Source organism: Pseudomonas sp. LBUM1640, assembly GCF_059716225.1.
This window is the reverse complement of sequence record NZ_CP166816.1, coordinates 5,852,501-5,871,863: the sequence shown is the minus strand read 5'-3', so window position 1 is coordinate 5,871,863 and position 19,363 is coordinate 5,852,501. Positions and strand designations below refer to the sequence as shown.

Here is a 19,363-nt window from a genome sequence, read left to right as displayed (position 1 = left end):
GGCTGGCAAGCTGCAAGCGCCTTCAGCTCAATTGCGCTTCGGCCAGCGTGAGTGTGCGCGGGATCCGGGTGGCATCCCAGTGCGCAATGCCCCAATCGAGCAGTTCCCGCGGGCTGGCGTGCAGCAATTCATCGCCGGCTGGCTGGCCAAGGGCGCGCAATGCCCTTAACAGCAAAGGCGTGGCCTGGTCAGGTGTCAACGGCGGCGAACGGTAGGACTTGCCCAACTTGTTACCGTCGGGCTGGATGATCAACGGCACGTGCAGGTAGCGCGGTTGGCGCAGGCCCAGCAGTTCTTGCAGGTACAGCTGGCGCGGCGTGGAATCGAGCAGGTCGGCGCCGCGCACGATATCGGTCACGCCTTGCCAGGCATCGTCGAGCACCACGGCCAGTTGATAGGCATACAGGCCGTCGCGGCGACGGATGATGAAATCGCCGACCTCGCGGCCCAAGTGCTGTCGGAAATCGCCCTGTACGCGGTCGGTAAAGTGGTATTCCAGCTCCGGCACGCGCAGGCGGATGGCTGCATCTTGCTGATCGTGCCCGGCATTGCGGCACAACCCTGGGTAAATCCCGTGGTAGGGCTCCAGCTGTTTGCGCGAGCAGGTGCAGGCGTAGGCCAGGCCGTGGTTGAACAGCTCGTTGAGGACTTTGGCGTAGGCGTCATGCCGCTCGCTTTGCAGGACCCGTTCGCCATCCCACTCGAAGCCGTAGCTTTCCAAGGCGTGCAGAATTGATGCCTGGGCGCCGGGTGCTTCGCGGGGTGGGTCGAGGTCTTCCATGCGCATCAGCCAGCGGCCGTGGTTGGCGCGGGCATCGAGGTAGGAGGCGAGGGCGGCAACCAGCGAGCCGAAATGCAAATGGCCGCTGGGCGTGGGGGCGAAACGCCCGATATAGGTAGAGGCTGTCATGGGCCGGATACTACTGGAAAATCGGTAAACGCCAGAAACAAAAATGGGGCGTTTGCACGCCCCATTCGTTCAGCCCGGCAGGATTACTTGCCGACCTGTTTTTCCTTGATTTCAGCCAAGGTCTTGCAGTCTACGCACAGGTCCGCGGTTGGGCGGGCTTCGAGGCGGCGAATACCAATCTCGACGCCGCAGGATTCGCACCAGCCGTATTCCTCGTCTTCGATCAGTTGCAGCGTCTTGTCGATTTTCTTGATCAGCTTGCGTTCACGGTCACGGGCACGCAGTTCGAGGGCGAATTCCTCTTCCTGGCTGGCACGGTCGGCCGGGTCAGGAAAGTTGGCTGCCTCGTCCTTCATATGGTCAACCGTGCGGTCGACTTCCTGCATCAAGTCCTGCTTCCACTGCTTCAGGATTTTGGAGAAGTGCTCGCGCATGGGCTTGCCCATGTATTCCTCGCCCTTCGATTCAACGTAGGGTTGGAAGCCGCTGATGCTCTGTTGCTTTGCTTGGGTGGACATGAATAGACCGCCTCTCACTCTTCTAATCCATTGCGCAGGATTGCAACGTCACCGACACCTGCCGGCCCTGCGGCTGCAAGCGGGCGAACTTACCAGATAGATTCAGGGTGCGCCACTCCCGGTTGTCGAGGCCCAACTTTGGCGGGGGTAAAAACAGCAACAGCCCGCCATGGCTGGGTATAGCGTGTCTCGAATGTTGATTTTAGTCGTTTTGCAAGCGCTTGCTCGGTTCATCGTGAACGGCCGAGCAGGCAATAGAGCATGTTTTACCGTGAGGGTTCGGTAGAATCCTGATTTTGTCCTCACCGTTAAGGAAGGCTAATGGCTCAGCCCTACAGTGCGCGCAGTCGCGCCATCGAACCTTTTCATGTCATGGCGCTGCTGGCGCGAGCGAATGAGCTGCAGGCAGCCGGCCACGATGTGATCCATCTGGAAATCGGCGAGCCGGATTTCACCACGGCCGAGCCGATCATCCAGGCCGGCCAGGCGGCGCTGGCCAACGGCAAGACCCGTTACACCGCGGCGCGTGGCTTGCCCGAGCTGCGTGAGGCCATCAGCGGCTTTTACCAGCAGCGTTACGGGCTGAGTGTCGACCCTGAGCGCATTTTGATCACTCCCGGTGGCTCCGGCGCCTTATTGTTGGCCAGCAGTCTGTTGGTCGACCCCGGTAAACATTGGCTGTTGGCGGACCCGGGCTACCCATGCAACCGACACTTCCTACGCTTGGTGGAAGGCGCGGCGCAACTGGTGCCGGTCGGCCCGGACGTGCGCTACCAATTGACCGCCGACTTGGTGGCCAAGCATTGGAACCACGACAGCGTGGGTGCACTGGTTGCGTCCCCTGCCAACCCCACCGGCACCATTCTCACGCGGGACGAATTGGCCGGGTTGTCGAGTGCAATCAAGGCGCGTGACGGCCATTTGGTGGTGGACGAGATCTATCACGGCCTCACCTACGGCACCGACGCCGCCAGCGTGCTCGAAGTCGATGACGATGCGTTCGTCCTGAATAGTTTTTCGAAGTATTTCGGCATGACCGGTTGGCGCCTCGGTTGGCTGGTGGCGCCGCCTGCTGCGGTGGGCGAGTTGGAGAAGCTGGCGCAAAACCTCTACATCAGCGCGCCGAGCATGGCTCAGTACGCGGCGTTGGCCTGTTTTACCCCGCAAACCCTGGGCATTCTGGAAGAGCGTCGCGCCGAATTCGGTCGCCGTCGTGACTTCCTTCTTCCCGCGTTGCGCGAGCTAGGGTTCGGCATTGCCGTAGAGCCGGAAGGGGCGTTCTACTTGTATGCCGATATCAGCGCGTTCGGCGGTGATGCCTTCGCGTTCTGCCGCCATTTCCTCGAAACCGAGCACGTCGCCTTTACGCCTGGGCTGGATTTTGGTCGCTATCAAGCCGGCCATCATGTGCGTTTTGCCTACACGCAAAACCTCGATCGGCTACAAGAGGCGGTGGAACGCATCGCCCGTGGTCTGCGGAGCTGGCAAGGCTGATGCGTTTTCATCCTCCCCTCGAAGAAGGGCGGCTGATTCGCCGCTACAAGCGCTTTCTCACCGATATCGAAACCGTTACCGGCGAATTGCTGACCATTCATTGCCCGAACACCGGCTCGATGCTTAATTGCATGGTGGAGGGCGGCCAGGTCTGGTTCAGTCGCTCCACGGATCCCAAGCGCAAATTGCCAGGCACCTGGGAAATTGCTGAAACACCGCAAGGCCGGCTGGCGTGCGTTAACACGGCGCGCGCCAATCAGTTAGTTGAGGAGGCGCTGCGCGCCGGGGTCATCGCTGAGCTCAACGGTTTTACTGCGTTGAAGCGCGAAGTGCCTTACGGCCAGGAGAAAAGCCGCATCGATTTTCGTCTGGATTACCCGCAAGGCGCGGCGTTTGTCGAAGTCAAAAGCGTCACCCTGGGCTTTGACGGCACGGCGGTGGCCGCTTTCCCCGATGCGGTGACCCAGCGCGGCGCCAAGCATTTGCGTGAGCTGGCGCATTTGGCGCGTGAGGGTGTGCGGGCGGTGCAGTTGTATTGCGTCAACCTGTCGGGGATCGAGGCGGTGCGCCCGGCCGTGGAAATCGACGCCGGTTACGCCGCAGCGTTGCGTGAGGCCAAGGCTGCTGGTGTGGAGGTGCTGGCTTACGGTGTACAGGTCACGGCTGAGGAAATTTACATCGATCGCCGCTTGGATGTGCTGATCGGCGGCTAGAGTTCCACCCACAAGCCCTGTGCGTCTTCGCGGCCGGGCAGGGCGGTGAGGTTTTGGCCCGCGCAGGGGCCGGCGATGCATTCGCCGCTCTCGATAAGGAACAGCGCGCCGTGCGTGGCGCACTGAATCAGGCTGGCGCTGGTGTCGAGGAACCTATTGGGCTGCCATTCCAGCGGGATACCGCGATGGGGGCAACGGTTGATATAGAAGTAGGCAACGCCGTCCCGGCGCACGGCCAACAGCTTGCAACCGTCGATCTCAAAGCCGAGGCTGCTATTGGGCGCGAGGGTTTGGGAGGAGCAGAGAAACTTCATTTCAATCCTTAAGTGCCTTGACGTGCAAATGCAAACAATTATCAAATGCCGGCTTCGCCCTGCCCTTGGAAGGAAACCCTGTTATGCGCCTGAGTACCAGCGCTATCGCGCTAGTTGCCTCACTGCTGGTCAACCACGGGGCGCAAGCCTCTGAACTGCCACAACGTTGGGTCAGTGCGGGTGGGGCGCTGTCGGAATGGGTGACGGCCTTGGGCGGTGAGTCGAAACTGGTGGGCGTCGATACTACCAGCCAGCACCCGGAATCGCTGAAGGCGTTGCCAAGCATAGGTTATCAGCGGCAGTTGTCGGCTGAAGGCATTCTGAGCCTGCGCCCGCAAGTGCTGGTAGGCACAGAAGAAATGGGGCCGCCGCCGGTGCTGGCGCAGATTCGAGGCGCCGGCGTGCAGGTGGAGATGTTCTCGGCTGAACCGGATCTTGCGACCCTGAAGGGCAACCTGCAGCACCTGGGCAAGTTACTGGGCAGCGAGGCAAAGGCCAACGAATTGTTTACCGGATATGAGCAGGCGCTTGAGCAGCAGAAGCGCTGGGTCACCAAGGCCCAGGCCACGCAAAAGGCGCCGGGTGTGTTGCTGTTGCTTGGCCATGCGGGCGGCAAGCCGCTGATTGCGGGCAAAGACACCGCCGCCGATTGGCTGCTGCAACAGGCCGGCGGGCGTAACCTGGCGACCCACACGGGCTACAAGCCGTTTTCAGTGGAGTCGCTGGCGGGGTTGAGTCCTGATGTGCTGGTGTTTGCGGATCGCGCACTGACCGGTGATGCGGCGCGCGCGGCGTTGTTCAAGGAAAACCCGATTTTGGCTTCAACGCCGGCCGCCAGGAATGGCCGGGTATTTGAGCTCGACCCGACCCTGCTGGTCGGCGGCCTGGGGCCGCGCTTGCCGCAAAGCCTGGTGAAACTGTCTGCCGGGTTTTATCCGTCCCAGGCTAAACCTGCCCCATGACCACTCTGGTTAAACCGAAAACGCTGTTTATCGGGCTGGCGCTGTTGTGTGTCTTGGCGATCTGGCTCTCATTGGCCTTGGGGCCGGTCAGCCTGCCATTGCTGGATACGCTCAGGGCCGCCTTGCGCTTGATGGGTGTGCCGATTGAAGCCCAAGGCCTGGAACAGGCCGAATTGATCCTGGGGCAGATTCGCCTGCCGCGCACGTTGCTCGGCCTGGCGGTTGGCGCTGTGCTGGCGCTGTCGGGTGTGGCGATGCAGGGGTTGTTCCGCAATCCGCTGGCCGATCCTGGGTTGGTGGGTGTGTCCAGTGGCGCGGCGCTGGGGGCGGCAGTGGCGATTGTCGGTGGTTCGTTGTTTGGCGGGCTGCCGGATGCGGTCGGGCCTTATTTGTTGTCGTTGTGTGCTTTTCTCGGTGGCTTAGGGGTCACGGCCCTGGTCTATCGCCTGGGGCGCCGCAACGGCCAGACCAATGTTGCGACGATGCTGCTCGCCGGCATCGCCCTCACGGCCCTCGCCAGCTCGGCGGTGGGGTTGTTTACCTATCTGGCGGATGACGCCACCTTGCGCACCCTGACGTTCTGGAACCTGGGCAGCCTCAATGGCGCGAGCTATGCGCGGTTGTGGCCGTTGCTGCTGGTGAGCGCCGGTGTGGCGCTGTGGTTGCCGCGCCGGGCCAAAGCGCTGAATGCGCTGCTGCTGGGTGAGTCCGAGGCCAGTCACCTTGGCATTGATGTTGAAGGGCTCAAGCGTGAGCTGGTGTTCTGCACCGCCCTGGGCGTGGGCGCGGCGGTAGCAGCAGCGGGGATGATTGGGTTTGTCGGGCTGGTGGTGCCGCATTTGGTGCGGCTGTTGGCGGGGCCGGACCATCGGGTGCTGTTGCCGGCCTCGGTGCTGGCGGGCGCAAGTTTGCTGCTGTTTGCTGACCTGGTGGCGCGCCTGGCCTTGGCGCCGGCGGAGTTACCGATTGGTATTGTGACGGCGTTTATCGGTGCGCCATTTTTTCTCTATCTGTTGTTGCGGGGGCGTGCCTGATGCTGCGAGTAGAAGCGCTGCAGATCCGGCGCGGTCGCAAGACGGTATTGGCCGATGTCAGCCTGGATCTGTTGCCGGGCCAAGTGCTGGGCGTGCTGGGCCCCAATGGTGCCGGCAAAAGTACCCTGCTTGGCGCGCTGTGCGGTGAGTTGCATCCTGATCAAGGCAAGGTGTGGCTGGACCAGCAGGAGTTAAAGAGCTGGAGCGGTTCGCAGCGTGCTCAGCGGCTGGCGGTGTTGCCGCAAACGTCGACCCTGGACTTTGCGTTTCGGGTTGAGGAGGTCGTCGGCATGGGGCGTTTGCCGCATCAGACCGGGCGAGTGCGTGATGACGAGATCATCCGCGCCGCCTTGCAGGCGGCGGACGTCGGGCACTTGAGTGGCCGCAGCTACTTGGCGTTGTCAGGTGGCGAGCGCCAGCGTGTGCACCTGGCGCGCGTGTTGGCGCAGTTATGGCCGGGTGAAGCGGGGCAGACGCTGCTGTTGGATGAGCCGACGTCAATGCTTGACCCGCTGCATCAACACACGACCTTGCAGGCCATCCGCAGCTTCGCCGATCGAGGCGCGGCCGTGTTGGTGATCCTCCATGATCTGAACCTGGCGGCTCGCTACTGTGACCGTATTTTGTTGCTGGAGGACGGGCGTCCGCATGCCTTGGATACGCCAGAGGAGGTCTTGCGACCTGAACCGCTCAAGGCTGTGTTTGGTTTGGATGTGTTGGTGCAGCCGCATCCGGAGCGTGGGCATCCGCTGATCATTGCGCGCTGAGGTTGGCGTTCTTAAAGACAGCTTTTTACAGACAAAAAAAGACCCGGCAAGAGCCGGGTCAAATAACCGTGATTAGCCTGATGAGGAGATAATCTGAGAGTCCGAACCAATGGTCTTTCAGTTATCGGCTGATCTCGCGACCAGCTGTGATAATCATAACGATTCTCATTTGAGAGTCAACATTTGTTTTAGTACGTTCGGCTGTTTTCTTGAAGCTCTTTTCGCAATGCCCGTAAACACTGGGTTTGATCGCCGAACTAAATCTTCTGACGCGCTGAAAGAGCATCCAGCTGGCGGTTCAGTGCTTCCTTGCGCTCTGTGGGAATGTCGTTCCAGTGCACATCCATCAACGCCCCTTCAATTGCATACAGCAGCACTTTCGATGCCCGGAACCCACGAGTTCGTACGGCTCGGTAGGCATCGACCGCTCCCAGGCGGCGCAAGTCGGACGCGCTGTGGATGCCCACCGCGTGCAGCCACTGCGCCGACGTCTTGCCAAGGTTTTTCAGGTGTTGCAGCTCATCGTTCATCAAGCCTCCTTGCGACGGCCGAATGGTGCGGTGGGTATCGTGACCAGGCAAGCCTGAAAAGGAGTGTAGCGCTCAGTAGGAAAAGCGTAGTTCTTTGGTCAGGAACGGCTGAAAAGCTTATAAGAATGGTGCGGGGTATTTGAGGACCGGCAGGCGCGGATCACCCGGTACGCTTGACGCGTAGCCGGGGCCGTCGTGAGACGTCACTTGGTGCGGTAGCGCAGGCGAGTGCCGAAATTGACCGACATCAGGATCTCGTCGGCGGTCAATTCAGGAGGGAAGTAGGTGCCCGAGATCTGTGCATGGGCCAGGCTGGCGCCTTCCAACGAACAGTCGCGCAAGTCCAGGCCGCGCAGGTCGGCAGAGCGGAAGTAGGCGTCGGTGAAGTCGACACCTGTGGCGTTCAAGTCGCGCAGATCCAGCCCGCGGAAGTCGCCACCGCGCATGTCGATGGTCCCGTCCTTGGGACGTTCCTGGTTGAAGCCTCGAATGTCGTCCTTATGCAGAAGCGCGTAGAGCGGGGTATCAAGAAGCTTGGGCTGACTCATGATGACGACTCCTGTTGGAATTATGACGCCATTATAGTGCCACTATTGCTCGGTCGTGCACCGTAGATCGGTGACACGACCAAGAAATATTTCTTACAGGCCTGGCAGGCGTTGGCGAATATGCGCCACCAAAGCGTCCAGGGTCCCGCTCTCGTTGGTCTCTACGCGCTTGCTCAACAGCAGCTCTTCGGCGGTTAGCGGGTCGCGGTTGGCCTGCTGCTCTTCGATAACGGTCAGCGTAGCATCGGAAGGGTCGTTTTTATCGGCCTGACGCTGTGCCAGCCAACTGGCGATAACGGCTTGCGGTGCGTTGCAATCCAGGATCAGGAACGGCGCGCCGGTAGCCTCGGCAATCTTGGCTGCTGCGTCGCGCTGTGCAAGTTTCAGGAAGGTGGCATCGAGTACCACCGGGTAGCCGGCACGCAAAACGGTATCGGCGATTTCATTCAGGCGCGCATAGGTGGCTGCGCTGGCGTCGGCAGCATAGATGCCGGCCTGTGGGGTGTTTTCCACCTGCTGCTCGCCAAACAGGCGCTTGCGCTCCACATCCGAACGCAGGCGCACGGCGCCCAGTGCTTCCACCAGGCGCATGGAGACGTGGCTTTTGCCGACTGCCGATACACCGTGGGTAATTGCCATGAAGCGCGAAGGAATAGTGCTGTAACTTTCTGCCAGGTTGGCGTAGTTGCGGTACTGGCGCAGGGTGGTGGCGCGTTGCACCGGGCTTGCTTCGCTCGGCATGCTGAACAGCGCAACCTTGGCGCGCACCAGCGCTCGGTAGGCTTTATAGAAGTTCAGCACTTCCAGGCCTTGGTAGTCGCCGGTCAATTCCAGGTATTGGCTGATAAAACGGCGTGCCAGGGATTTGAGGCCACGGTCTTCCAGGTCCATCGCCAGGAAGCCGGTGTCGGCGTACACGTCGGTGAAACGGAACGGTTCGTTGAACTCGATGCAGTCGAAGATCACCACTTGGCCGTCGATCAGCGTGGCGTTACCCAAGTGGATATCGCCGTGGCATTCGCGGGTGAAGCCATCGAGCTTGCGCTGAGCCAACAGCGGCTTGAGGCGCTCGAAGCTGCTTTCAGCCCAGGCTTGCAGGGCTTCCAGTTGTGCCAGGTCGGCTTTGTCGCTGAGGAATGGGCGGATCTGCTCGAAGTTCTGGCGTACCGGCGCCATCACCTCGTCCGGCGTGCCGGCCGGGTGCTCCTGCGCAACCTTCGGTGCGGTGAGGTGAAAATGCGCAATCTGCCTGGCCATTTCATCAATGTGCGCACTGGTCAGCTCGCCGTTTGCTTGCAAGGTGCTGAGCATTTGGCTTTGCGGGAACTGGCGCATTTTCAGCGCGTACTCGATAACCGGGCCTTCGCCGCCCAATTGCGGAGCTTCGGCGGTGCCAGTGATCGGCAACACTTCAAGATACAAATCTTCGGTCAGGCGCTGGTTGAGGCGCAGTTCTTCGTTGCAGAAGTGGCCTCGATCCTTGAGCTGGGTGAAATCCAGGAACCCGAAGTTCATAGGCTTCTTCAGTTTATAAGCGAATGGGCCAGTCAGGATGACCCAGGAAATATGGGTCTCGATAACTTGAAACGCTTCAACCGGGTGGGGATACAAGGCCGGGTTTTGCAGGGCAGCGATCAGGGACTGGCTCACGGGCGATCCTTCAAAGTCTGGGGGAAATCATGGCGGGCATTATGGCGGTTACAGCCGGTCGTGCAAACCGCTGTCCGGCTCATGTTGATCATCAATAAAGTGCGTATAATCCGCCGCCATGACTCGAACCCGATCTCCCCGTTCCCGTAAAAAACCTCCTTCACGCGGCCTGCGCCCGTGGCTGGGCTGGGCACTCAAGCTAAGCCTGGTAGGCCTTGTGGTGCTCGCCGGCTTCGCGGTTTACCTCGACGCCGTGGTCCAGGAGAAATTCTCCGGCAAGCGCTGGACCATTCCAGCCAAGGTGTATGCGCGCCCGCTGGAACTGTTCACCGGCCAGAAGCTGAGCAAGGATGACTTCCTTACCGAACTCGATGCCTTGGGCTACCGCCGTGAGCCGGTGAGCAATGGCCCAGGCGCAGCAGCCGTCAGTGGCAATACCGTTGACTTGAACACCCGCGGTTTCCAGTTCTATGAAGGCCTGGAAAAAGCCCAGCCGGTGCGCGTGCGCTTCTCCGGCGATTATGTTGCCGAGTTGTCGTCACTGAACGGTTCGAAGCTGCCGGTGGTGCGCCTGGAACCGCTGTTGATCGGCGGCATTTACCCCAAAAATCTTGAAGACCGCATCCTGATCAAGCTTGATCAGGTGCCGCCGTATCTGCTCGAAACCCTGGTCGCCGTGGAAGACCGTGATTTCTACAGCCACTGGGGTGTCTCGCCGAAGTCGATTGCCCGTGCCATTTGGGTCAACACGTCCGGCGGCAAGATGACGCAGGGCGGCAGTACGCTGACGCAACAGTTGGTCAAGAACTTCTACCTGACCAACGAGCGCAGCCTGACCCGTAAGCTCACCGAAGCCATGATGGCCATGTTGCTGGAGCTGCATTACAGCAAGCAGGAAATCCTTGAAGCCTACCTCAACGAGGTATTCGTCGGTCAGGATGGCCAGCGTGCCGTTCACGGTTTTGGCTTGGCCAGCCAGTTCTTCTTCGGTCAGCCGTTGTCCGAGCTGAAGTTGCATCAGGTCGCGTTGCTGGTGGGCATGGTCAAAGGGCCGTCCTATTACAACCCGCGTCGCAACCCGGAGCGTGCGCTTGAACGCCGTAACCTGGTGCTGGATGTACTCGAGCAGCAGGGCGTGGCTACTGCCGAACAGGTCGCGGCCGCGAAGAAAATGCCACTGGGTGTAACCACCCGCGGCAAGCTGGCCGACAGCTCCTTCCCGGGCTTTATCGACCTGGTCAAACGTCAGTTGCGTGAAGACTACCGCGACGAAGACTTGACCGAAGAAGGCCTGCGGATCTTCACCAGTTTCGACCCGATTTTGCAGATGAAAGCCGAGGCGTCGGTCAACGACACCTTCAAGCGTCTGACCGGCCGTAAAGGCTCCGATGAAGTCGAGGCCGCCATGGTCGTGACCAACCCGGAAACGGGTGAAGTGCAGGCCATGATCGGCAGTCGCCAGGCCAGCTTTGCCGGCTTCAACCGCGCGCTGGATGCTGTTCGGCCAATTGGCTCGCTGGTCAAGCCGGCGGTTTACCTCACGGCCTTGGAAAAACCGAGCAAATACACGCTGACCAGCTGGCTGTCGGATGACCCGCTGTCGGTCAAAGGCGCCGATGGCCAGGTGTGGACGCCGCAGAACTTTGATCGACGCTCCCACGGCACGGTGTTCCTGTATCAGGGGATTGCGCACTCCTACAACATTTCCACCTCGCGCCTGGGGCTTGAAGTGGGTGTGCCGAATGTGTTGAAAACCATAGCGCGCCTGGGTGTCACTCGTGAGTTTCCGGCCTTCCCATCGATTCTGCTTGGCGCTGGCGCCATGACCCCGATGGAAGTGGCCACGATGTACCAGACGCTTGCCAACGGTGGTTTCAATACACCGATGCGCGGCATTCGCAGTGTGCTGACCGCCGAAGGCGAGCCGCTTAAGCGTTATCCGTTCCAGATTCAGCAGCGTTTCGATGCGGGCTCCATCTACCTGATCCAGAACGCCATGCAGCGCGTCATGCGTGAGGGCACCGGGCGCTCGGTCTACAGCGTGCTGCCGTCGAACTTGACGTTGGCGGGCAAGACCGGCACCAGTAACGACTCGCGTGACAGCTGGTTCGCCGGCTTCGGTCAGGACGTGCTGGCTGTGGTGTGGCTGGGCCGTGACGACAACGGCAAGACGCCGTTCACCGGCGCGACCGGTGCGCTGCAGGTCTGGACCAGTTTCATGCGCAAGGCCGACCCGCTGCCGCTGAACATGCCGCAACCGGACAACATCGTGCAGGCCTGGATTGATCCGCACACGGGGCAGGGCTCCGATGCCAACTGTCCGGGCGCGGTGCAGATGCCGTATATTCGCGGCAGCGAGCCACCACCCGGCGCCGCATGCGGTGGCAGTGCCCCCGCTGACGCGGAATCGGTGATGGATTGGGTCAAAGGCTGGATGAATTAAGAAAAGAGGGTTTCAAGTGAACAAGTGGTTGATTCCAGCTATTACAGCGCTAGCGGTGCTCAGCGGTTGCTCAAGCGTGCAACGCGGCTCAATTCCCGTGGTGGACTCGAGCACGGCCGTCTCGAATAACGATCGAATCTCGGCCAACGGCGGTTTCCGCCAGACCGTGGTCAAGCGTCCTGCCCAAGCTACCGCTCAAACCATCCCGCAGGACTCCGGCGTGGTGGTGATGGTGCCGGGCGGTGGTGCCGCGACTTCGGCACCTATCAGTGCCGAGCCGTGGACCCCAGGGCCAAGCACGTCGGGGCCAGTTGATTCCACGCCGATTCAAACGGCGCCGGTCAACCAAGGCACCTACAACATGCCTTCGACGCCGAGCGGCATTCCGTCTTCGTCCAGCGCTGGCGGCCTGTCGGCTGACGAGCAATTGGACGGGCCGGTGCTGGCGCTGCTGACCACCGCCCAGCAGCAACAGGCTGGTGGTGATTTGAACGGTGCATCGTCGAGCCTCGAGCGCGCCCAACGCGTGGCGCCTCGTGAACCACAAGTGCTGTATCGCCTGGCTCAAGTGCGTATGGCCCAGGGCGATGCGCCACAAGCCGAACAGTTCGCCCGTCGTGGCCTGAGCTTGGCCAATGGTCGCCCTGACCTGCAAGCCAACCTATGGGCCCTGATTGGTGATGCACGTGCCGCACAAGGTGATGCTGCCGGTGCCGCCCAGGCTCGGCAAAAAGCCAAGGTCAGCCTCTGATGGATGTGCGTTTTCCAGCAATTGCCGAACAGTTATTGCTGATTGAGCGCGAGCTGCGCGTGCAAGGCTGGTGGGACGAGGTGCGTCCCAGCGCTGAGGCGCTCAGCAGCGTCGAGCCTTTTTCAGTCGATACCCTGGATTTCCACCAGTGGCTGCAATGGATCTTCCTGGTGCGCATGAAGCAGATCCTCGAGCAGGATCTGCCGCTGCCCAACGCCTCGGGGATTATGGAAATGGCGGAGATGGTTTACGCCGATCGGCCGCTGGAGAGCCTTGGCTTACGTAATGCGCTGAAAAAGTTCGACCAACTCATCGTCGACGCTCGTTAATTGCCTGACTGCCGGGTTTTTCGGCAGTCTTGCGCACATTTCTACCGCTTGACGACATTCAGGCGAGTTTTATCCCTCCTCAAACCCCTTTCTTATGCGTTCTCATGCGCTTAGTTGGAAAAAAGCGCAATTATTGCTTGACTTGAAGGGGCTGAAACAGAAGAATCCAAAGTCCGCTGTATCGGGACTGCCAGAAGCAGGCCCGCTCAGCAGATCATGAGGCGCATATCCGCGCCGACCTGTAACACCCGCAACGCGTTACCTCGCGCTGGGTGGGAAAAGCCCGCAACACTTGGGACGATCCCAATACTTGCTCAGTCAGTGCTGACGTAGTCGGCGACCACCGTCGCTCATGCTCTGTTGAGAAGTAAACCTATTAAGACCCGTCGGTTTTTAACGGACGGTATTCTGGCGTTTTAGAGGTGAACAACGTGGAGCTTTTATCTGGCGGTGAGATGCTCGTCCGCTTTTTGCGTGACGAAGGCGTCGACTATATCTACGGGTACCCAGGTGGTGCTCTGCTGCATGTTTACGACGCACTGTTCAAGGAACCGGCTGTTACCCACATCCTGGTTCGCCACGAACAGGCCGCGACCCATATGGCTGACGGTTATGCCCGTGCCACCGGTAAAGCCGGCGTGGTATTGGTAACGTCCGGCCCAGGCGCAACCAATGCCATTACCGGCATCGCGACTGCTTATATGGACTCCATCCCGATGGTGATCATTTCTGGCCAGGTCGCGAGCACCATGGTCGGCACCGATGCATTCCAGGAAACCGACATGATCGGTATCTCCCGGCCGATCGTGAAACACAGCTTCATGATCAAGCATGCGTCGGAAATCCCGGAAGTCATGAAAAAGGCGTTCTACCTCGCACAGTCCGGTCGCCCGGGCCCTGTAGTAGTAGATATCCCAAAAGACATGACCAACCCGGCTGAAAAATTCGAATACATTTTCCCGAAGAAAGCCAAGCTGCGTTCCTACAGCCCGGCCGTTCGTGGGCACTCGGGCCAAATCCGCAAGGCGGCAGAAATGCTCCTGGCGGCCAAGCGCCCAGTGCTGTACTCGGGTGGTGGCGTGATTCTGGGCGGCGGTTCTGCACCGCTGACCGAATTGGCCAAACTGCTCAACCTGCCGGTGACCAATACCTTGATGGGCCTCGGCGCATTCCCGGGTACGGATCGCCAGTTCGTCGGCATGCTCGGCATGCACGGCAGCTACACCGCCAACCTGGCCATGCACCACGCCGACGTGATCCTGGCTGTGGGCGCGCGGTTCGATGACCGAGTGATCAATGGCGCGAGCAAATTCTGCCCGAATGCCAAGATCATCCATATCGACATCGACCCGGCGTCCATCTCCAAGACCATCAAGGCCGATGTGCCGATCGTGGGTCCTGTAGAAAGCGTATTGACCGAAATGGTTGCGGCACTGAAGGACATCGGCGAAACGCCGAACCAGGAGTCGGTCGCCAGCTGGTGGAAGCAGATCGATGAATGGCGCGGTGATCGTGGCCTGTTCCCTTACGACAAGGGCGACGGCAGCATCATCAAACCGCAAACCGTGATCGAAACCCTGTGCGAAGTGACCAAGGGCGATGCCTTTGTAACCTCCGACGTGGGCCAGCACCAAATGTTCGCCGCGCAGTACTACAAGTTCGACAAGCCCAACCGCTGGATCAACTCCGGTGGCTTGGGCACGATGGGCTTCGGTTTCCCTGCAGCCATGGGTGTGAAGCTGAGCTTCCCCGACACCGACGTCGCGTGCGTCACCGGTGAGGGCAGCATCCAGATGAATATCCAGGAACTGTCGACGTGCTTGCAGTACGGCCTTCCGGTGAAGATCGTCTGCTTGAACAACGGCGTACTGGGCATGGTTCGTCAGTGGCAGGACATGAGCTACGGTAGCCGTCACTCCCATTCCTATATGGAATCGCTGCCGGATTTCGTCAAATTGGTTGAAGCCTATGGCCACGTCGGCATTCGCATCACCGATTTGAAAGATCTGAAGCCGAAGATGGAAGAGGCGTTCGCCATGAAGGACCGCCTGGTGTTCCTCGATATTCAAGTGGACACCAGCGAGCACGTCTACCCGATGCAGATCAAAGACGGCTCGATGCGCGATATGTGGCTGAACAAGACGGAGCGTACTTAATCATGCGGCACATTATCTCCCTGCTTCTGGAGAACGAACCCGGCGCTCTGTCTCGTGTTGTCGGCCTGTTTTCGCAACGTAACTACAACATCGAAAGCCTGACCGTGGCCCCAACCGAAGACCCGACCCTGTCGCGCCTGACGCTGACCACCGTGGGTCACGATGAGGTGATCGAGCAGATCACCAAGAACCTCAACAAGCTGATCGAAGTGGTCAAGCTGGTCGACCTGTCGGAAAGTGCCCACATCGAGCGTGAGCTGATGCTGGTTAAGGTCAAGGCTACGGGTGCACAACGTGCCGAGATCAAACGCACAACCGACATTTATCGCGGGCAGATCGTCGATGTGAGCGCCAGCGTTTATACCGTTCAACTGACCGGTACAAGCGACAAGCTGGACAGCTTCATCCAGTCGATCGGGACGGCCTCGATTCTGGAAACTGTACGCAGTGGCGTCACCGGGATTGCTCGTGGCGACAAAGTACTCAGCATCTAACCCAATTAGTGAATGGCCTAACGGCCTGGATATATAGAGGAACCTCATGAAAGTTTATTACGAAAAAGATTGTGACCTGTCGATCATCCAGGGCAAAAAAGTCGCCATCATCGGCTACGGTTCCCAGGGCCACGCTCAAGCGTGCAACCTTAAAGATTCCGGCGTTGACGTGACTGTTGGCCTGCGCAAAGGCTCGGCCACTGTCGCCAAGGCCGAAGCCCATGGCCTGAAAGTGACTGACGTTGCTTCCGCTGTTGCCGCTGCCGACCTGGTCATGATCCTGACCCCGGACGAGTTCCAGTCTGCGCTGTACAAGAATGAAATCGAGCCGAACATCAAGAAGGGCGCCACCCTGGCCTTCTCCCACGGTTTCGCGATTCACTACAACCAGGTTGTTCCACGTGCTGACCTCGACGTGATCATGATCGCGCCGAAGGCACCGGGCCACACCGTGCGTTCCGAGTTCGTCAAAGGCGGCGGTATCCCTGACCTGATCGCGATCTACCAGGACGCTTCGGGCAACGCCAAAAACGTTGCACTGTCCTACGCAGCGGGTGTTGGTGGCGGTCGTACCGGCATCATCGAAACCACCTTCAAGGACGAGACCGAAACCGACCTGTTCGGCGAACAAGCCGTTCTGTGCGGCGGTACTGTTGAGCTGGTGAAAGCCGGTTTCGAAACCCTGGTTGAAGCTGGCTACGCGCCGGAAATGGCCTATTTCGAATGCCTGCACGAACTGAAGCTGATCGTTGACCTCATGTACGAAGGCGGTATCGCCAACATGAACTACTCGATCTCCAACAATGCTGAATACGGCGAGTACGTGACTGGCCCGGAAGTGATCAACGCCGAGTCCCGTCAGGCAATGCGCAACGCCCTGAAACGTATTCAGGACGGCGAATACGCCAAAATGTTCATCAGCGAAGGCGCAACCGGCTACCCTTCGATGACCGCCAAGCGTCGTAACAACGCCGCTCACGGTATCGAAATCATCGGCGAGCAACTGCGCTCCATGATGCCGTGGATCGGTGCCAACAAGATCGTCGACAAAGCCAAAAACTAAGTCGTACGCATCACGAGAAAACGCGGCTTAGGCCGCGTTTTTTCGTTTGGGGAGCTGGTTCTGGTATAAAGCTGCATCGTTTGCGGGCGAACACTCGCCGCAAGTATTAGTCGAATTTTTTTCACACCGTTGCAAGGTAAAGTCCATGAGCGAACGTCCCGAAGAGCCACACCAGGCCTCTGACGCCGAAAGCCTGCTACCGATCGATGAACATGTCGAAGAAGGGCATGACGCCGAAGGTCGCAAGGTCCGGCATCGTGGCATCTATCTTCTGCCCAACCTGTTCACCACGGCGAACCTGTTTGCCGGGTTCTATTCCATCATCAACTCCATGAGCGCCCAAAGTGCACTCGCGGCGGGTGATGCGGCGAGTGCCAGCAAGTATTTCGGTTTTGCTGCCATCGCAATCTTCGTGGCCATGGTGCTCGACGGCCTGGACGGTCGTGTAGCGCGCATGACCAATACGCAAAGCGCCTTCGGTGCCGAGTACGACTCGCTGTCGGACATGGTTGCCTTCGGTGTTGCACCTGCGCTGCTGGCGTTTGCCTGGGCGTTGGGGGATATGGGCAAGGTCGGCTGGATGGTTGCCTTCATCTATGTCGCCGGGGCCGCTTTGCGTCTGGCACGCTTCAATACCCAGGTTGGCACTGCCGACAAGCGTTACTTCATTGGCCTTGCCAGCCCTGCGGCTGCGGGCGTGGTGGCGGGCATTGTCTGGGCATTCAGTGACTACGGCATCCAGGGTTCGAAAATGTCGTTCCTGGTGGCTTTGATGGTTGCGGCCGCCGGCATGTTGATGGTCAGCAACATCAAGTACAACAGCTTCAAGGAATTCGACCTCAAGGGGCGGGTGCCTTTCGTCGCGATCCTGGTGGTGGTGCTGGTGTTCGCGGTCGTGTTCAGTGATCCGCCGCGCATCCTGCTGCTGGCGTTCCTGGTGTACGCTGCTTCGGGGCCGATCCAGTACCTGCTGCACCTGCGCCGCGACAAAACATTGCCTTAATGTAATGTCCGCCATACTCCGCAGTCTATTGGTGCATCAGTCCTCCAATGCTGCGGAGTTGCCATGTTAATCAAAATCCCTAAAGCGTCCGAATGTCACGAATCGGATGTCACGCCTGAATCCTTCTATCTTTCTCGCCGCAGTCTGCTCGGTGGTGCGCTTGCTGGTGTGGCTGCCAGTAGTTTGCCGCGTTGGGCCAGTGCGGACGATGCTGCGCGTTACGCCGACGTCGAGCCGGGCAACGCCCCGGGCTGGTTTACCGAGAAACTGCCGAATACCCAGTGGCAGGCTGTCACAGTAAAAGACGAAGCCATCACGCCGTTCAAGGACGCAACCCATTACAACAACTTCTATGAGTTCGGTACGGACAAGGGGGACCCGGCGAAGAACGCGGGCTCACTCAAGACCGAGCCCTGGAGCGTGGTGATTGATGGGGAGGTCGGGAAGCCAGGGCGCTATGCCTTGGAAGACTTCATGAAGCCTTATCAGTTGGAAGAACGCATCTACCGTCTACGCTGTGTCGAAGCGTGGTCGATGGTAATTCCGTGGATGGGCTTCCCCATTTCAGCCTTGCTCAAGCAAGTTGAGCCAACGTCCAAGGCCAAGTACATCCGCTTTGAAACCCTGCAGGACCCGAAAAGTATGCCGGGTCAGCGTTCGAGTTTCGGCTTGATTAATTGGCCTTATATAGAAGGGCTGCGGCTGGACGAGGCGATGAATCCGCTGGCGATCCTTGCCGTAGGTATGTATGGCCGTGAACTACCTAACCAGAATGGCGCACCGTTGCGCTTGGTAGTGCCGTGGAAGTATGGCTTCAAAAGCGTGAAATCCATCGTGCGGATTAGCCTGGTGAGCGAGCAGCCGAAAACGACCTGGCAGAGTATCGCTGCGGATGAGTATGGGTTTTATGCAAATGTGAACCCTACGGTTGATCATCCTCGCTGGACCCAGGCGCGGGAGCGTCGGTTGCCGAGTGGTTTGTTCAGTCCTAATGTGCGCGAAACGCAGATGTTCAATGGCTATTCGGATGAGGTCGCTTCTCTTTATGCTGGCCTCGATTTGCGGAAGAACTATTGATGCGCTATCCGATCTGGCGCGTTGGCGTCTTTATAGCCGCGGCGATATGGCCATTTTTCTGGCTGTATGAGGCGTGGAGTTCTGTGCTCGGGCCTGATCCAGGCAAAGTGCTGATGGATCGGTTGGGGCTTGGGACGTTGATTCTGTTGCTGATCACACTGGGCATGACGCCATTGCAGAAGCTCAGCGGGTGGGCGGGGTGGATTGCCGTCCGCCGACAGCTTGGGCTCTGGTGTTTTGCCTATGTGGTGCTGCACCTGGCAGCTTACTGCGTCTTTATCCTTGGTCTTGATTGGTCGCAATTTGGGGTGGAGCTGCGTAAACGGCCTTATATCATTGTGGGCGCGCTGGGTTTCCTTTGCTTATTGGTGTTGGCGGTGACCTCCAATCGCTATAGTCAGCGTCGGTTGGGTAGTCGTTGGAAGAAGCTGCATCGCCTGGTGTATGTGATTCTTGGGCTCGGTTTGCTGCATATGTTGTGGATTGTGCGGGCTGATCTGAAAGAGTGGGCTATCTACGCATCTATAGGAGCACTGCTTTTGGCCCTGCGGATTCCGCCTGTCATGCGCCGGATCCCCCGCCTTATCGCGAAAAAACCAGTTTCTGC

General features: G+C 59.4%; 20 protein-coding genes (1 of these 20 only partly in view). 14 read left to right on the top strand and 6 right to left on the bottom strand.

Annotated features, from left to right (window positions below; all coding sequences use genetic code 11):
- Positions 1-22 precede the first annotated feature (22 nt).
- Entirely contained in the window at positions 23-910 is an 888-nt protein-coding gene (gene gluQRS, locus ACA065_RS26110; protein WP_497692118.1) for a tRNA glutamyl-Q(34) synthetase GluQRS, read from the bottom strand.
- A gap of 83 nt (positions 911-993) precedes the next feature.
- Complete coding sequence (dksA, locus tag ACA065_RS26105; RefSeq protein WP_005791430.1) at positions 994-1,428, bottom strand: RNA polymerase-binding protein DksA; 435 nt, start codon at positions 1,426-1,428, stop codon at positions 994-996.
- 321 nt (positions 1,429-1,749) lie between these two features.
- Here dksA and ACA065_RS26100 point away from each other — a divergent pair, with 321 nt between their 5' ends.
- The gene (locus ACA065_RS26100; RefSeq protein WP_497692117.1) at positions 1,750-2,922 is read left to right on the top strand and encodes a pyridoxal phosphate-dependent aminotransferase; all 1,173 of its coding nucleotides are present in this window, start codon (positions 1,750-1,752) and stop codon (positions 2,920-2,922) included.
- The gene (gene sfsA, locus ACA065_RS26095; RefSeq protein WP_497692116.1) at positions 2,922-3,635 is read left to right on the top strand and encodes a DNA/RNA nuclease SfsA; all 714 of its coding nucleotides are present in this window, start codon (positions 2,922-2,924) and stop codon (positions 3,633-3,635) included. Before ACA065_RS26100 ends, sfsA begins: the two co-directional genes overlap by 1 nt.
- Here the strand turns inward: sfsA and ACA065_RS26090 are convergent.
- Positions 3,632-3,949, bottom strand: a complete 318-nt coding sequence (locus tag ACA065_RS26090; protein WP_497692115.1) for a Rieske (2Fe-2S) protein — start codon at positions 3,947-3,949, stop codon at positions 3,632-3,634. The genes sfsA and ACA065_RS26090 overlap by 4 nt on opposite strands.
- An 83-nt stretch (positions 3,950-4,032) precedes the next feature.
- On the opposite strand from ACA065_RS26090, the gene ACA065_RS26085 reads away from it, so the two are divergent.
- From ACA065_RS26085 to ACA065_RS26075, 3 genes are read left to right on the top strand one after another with little or no spacing between them, the layout of a single operon-like run.
- Positions 4,033-4,911 carry a heme/hemin ABC transporter substrate-binding protein gene (locus tag ACA065_RS26085; RefSeq protein WP_497692114.1) on the top strand — a complete coding sequence of 293 codons (879 nt, stop codon included), beginning with the start codon at positions 4,033-4,035 and terminating at the stop codon, positions 4,909-4,911.
- Entirely contained in the window at positions 4,908-5,945 is a 1,038-nt protein-coding gene (locus ACA065_RS26080; RefSeq protein ID WP_497692113.1) for a FecCD family ABC transporter permease, read from the top strand. The genes ACA065_RS26085 and ACA065_RS26080 overlap by 4 nt, the downstream gene beginning before the upstream one ends.
- Complete coding sequence (locus ACA065_RS26075) at positions 5,945-6,712, top strand: heme ABC transporter ATP-binding protein (protein ID WP_497692112.1); 768 nt, start codon at positions 5,945-5,947, stop codon at positions 6,710-6,712. Before ACA065_RS26080 ends, ACA065_RS26075 begins: the two co-directional genes overlap by 1 nt.
- A gap of 257 nt (positions 6,713-6,969) precedes the next feature.
- Here ACA065_RS26075 and ACA065_RS26070 read toward each other — a convergent pair whose 3' ends face one another.
- The 3 genes from ACA065_RS26070 to ACA065_RS26060 form a co-directional block, all read right to left on the bottom strand.
- The gene (locus tag ACA065_RS26070) at positions 6,970-7,242 is read right to left on the bottom strand and encodes a TfoX/Sxy family protein (RefSeq protein ID WP_497692111.1); all 273 of its coding nucleotides are present in this window, start codon (positions 7,240-7,242) and stop codon (positions 6,970-6,972) included.
- Between the two features lie 203 nt (positions 7,243-7,445).
- The gene (locus ACA065_RS26065) at positions 7,446-7,790 is read right to left on the bottom strand and encodes a pentapeptide repeat-containing protein (RefSeq protein ID WP_497692110.1); all 345 of its coding nucleotides are present in this window, start codon (positions 7,788-7,790) and stop codon (positions 7,446-7,448) included.
- A 93-nt stretch (positions 7,791-7,883) separates the two neighbouring features.
- Positions 7,884-9,440 (bottom strand): bifunctional aminoglycoside phosphotransferase/ATP-binding protein, encoded by a 1,557-nt coding sequence (locus tag ACA065_RS26060; protein ID WP_497692109.1) that lies wholly within the window; start codon positions 9,438-9,440, stop codon positions 7,884-7,886.
- 118 nt (positions 9,441-9,558) lie between these two features.
- On the opposite strand from ACA065_RS26060, the gene mrcB reads away from it, so the two are divergent.
- From mrcB to msrQ, 9 genes are all read left to right on the top strand, one after another.
- Positions 9,559-11,883 (top strand): penicillin-binding protein 1B, encoded by a 2,325-nt coding sequence (mrcB, locus tag ACA065_RS26055; RefSeq protein ID WP_497692108.1) that lies wholly within the window; start codon positions 9,559-9,561, stop codon positions 11,881-11,883.
- 16 nt (positions 11,884-11,899) lie between these two features.
- Positions 11,900-12,634 carry a tetratricopeptide repeat protein gene (locus ACA065_RS26050; RefSeq protein WP_497692107.1) on the top strand — a complete coding sequence of 245 codons (735 nt, stop codon included), beginning with the start codon at positions 11,900-11,902 and terminating at the stop codon, positions 12,632-12,634.
- On the top strand, positions 12,634-12,963 hold the full coding sequence (locus ACA065_RS26045) for a YqcC family protein (RefSeq protein WP_497692106.1): 330 nt from the start codon (positions 12,634-12,636) through the stop codon (positions 12,961-12,963). The genes ACA065_RS26050 and ACA065_RS26045 overlap by 1 nt, the downstream gene beginning before the upstream one ends.
- Before the next feature lie 431 nt (positions 12,964-13,394).
- Entirely contained in the window at positions 13,395-15,119 is a 1,725-nt protein-coding gene (locus tag ACA065_RS26040) for an acetolactate synthase 3 large subunit (RefSeq protein ID WP_497692105.1), read from the top strand.
- Between the two features lie 2 nt (positions 15,120-15,121).
- Positions 15,122-15,613, top strand: coding sequence for an acetolactate synthase small subunit (ilvN, locus tag ACA065_RS26035; protein ID WP_003176102.1), 492 nt, complete (start codon positions 15,122-15,124; stop codon positions 15,611-15,613).
- Between the two features lie 46 nt (positions 15,614-15,659).
- Complete coding sequence (gene ilvC, locus ACA065_RS26030; RefSeq protein WP_007948647.1) at positions 15,660-16,676, top strand: ketol-acid reductoisomerase; 1,017 nt, start codon at positions 15,660-15,662, stop codon at positions 16,674-16,676.
- 145 nt (positions 16,677-16,821) lie between these two features.
- Entirely contained in the window at positions 16,822-17,679 is an 858-nt protein-coding gene (gene pssA, locus ACA065_RS26025; protein ID WP_083356756.1) for a CDP-diacylglycerol--serine O-phosphatidyltransferase, read from the top strand.
- Between the two features lie 63 nt (positions 17,680-17,742).
- Positions 17,743-18,756: a protein-methionine-sulfoxide reductase catalytic subunit MsrP gene (gene msrP / locus ACA065_RS26020; protein ID WP_497692104.1), complete on the top strand. Its 1,014-nt coding sequence runs from the start codon at positions 17,743-17,745 to the stop codon at positions 18,754-18,756.
- Positions 18,756-19,363 carry the 5' portion of a protein-methionine-sulfoxide reductase heme-binding subunit MsrQ gene (gene msrQ, locus ACA065_RS26015; RefSeq protein WP_497692103.1) on the top strand. It continues 13 nt past the right edge of the window, so only the first 608 of its 621 coding nucleotides appear in the window; it begins with the start codon at positions 18,756-18,758; its stop codon lies beyond the right edge, outside the window. Before msrP ends, msrQ begins: the two co-directional genes overlap by 1 nt.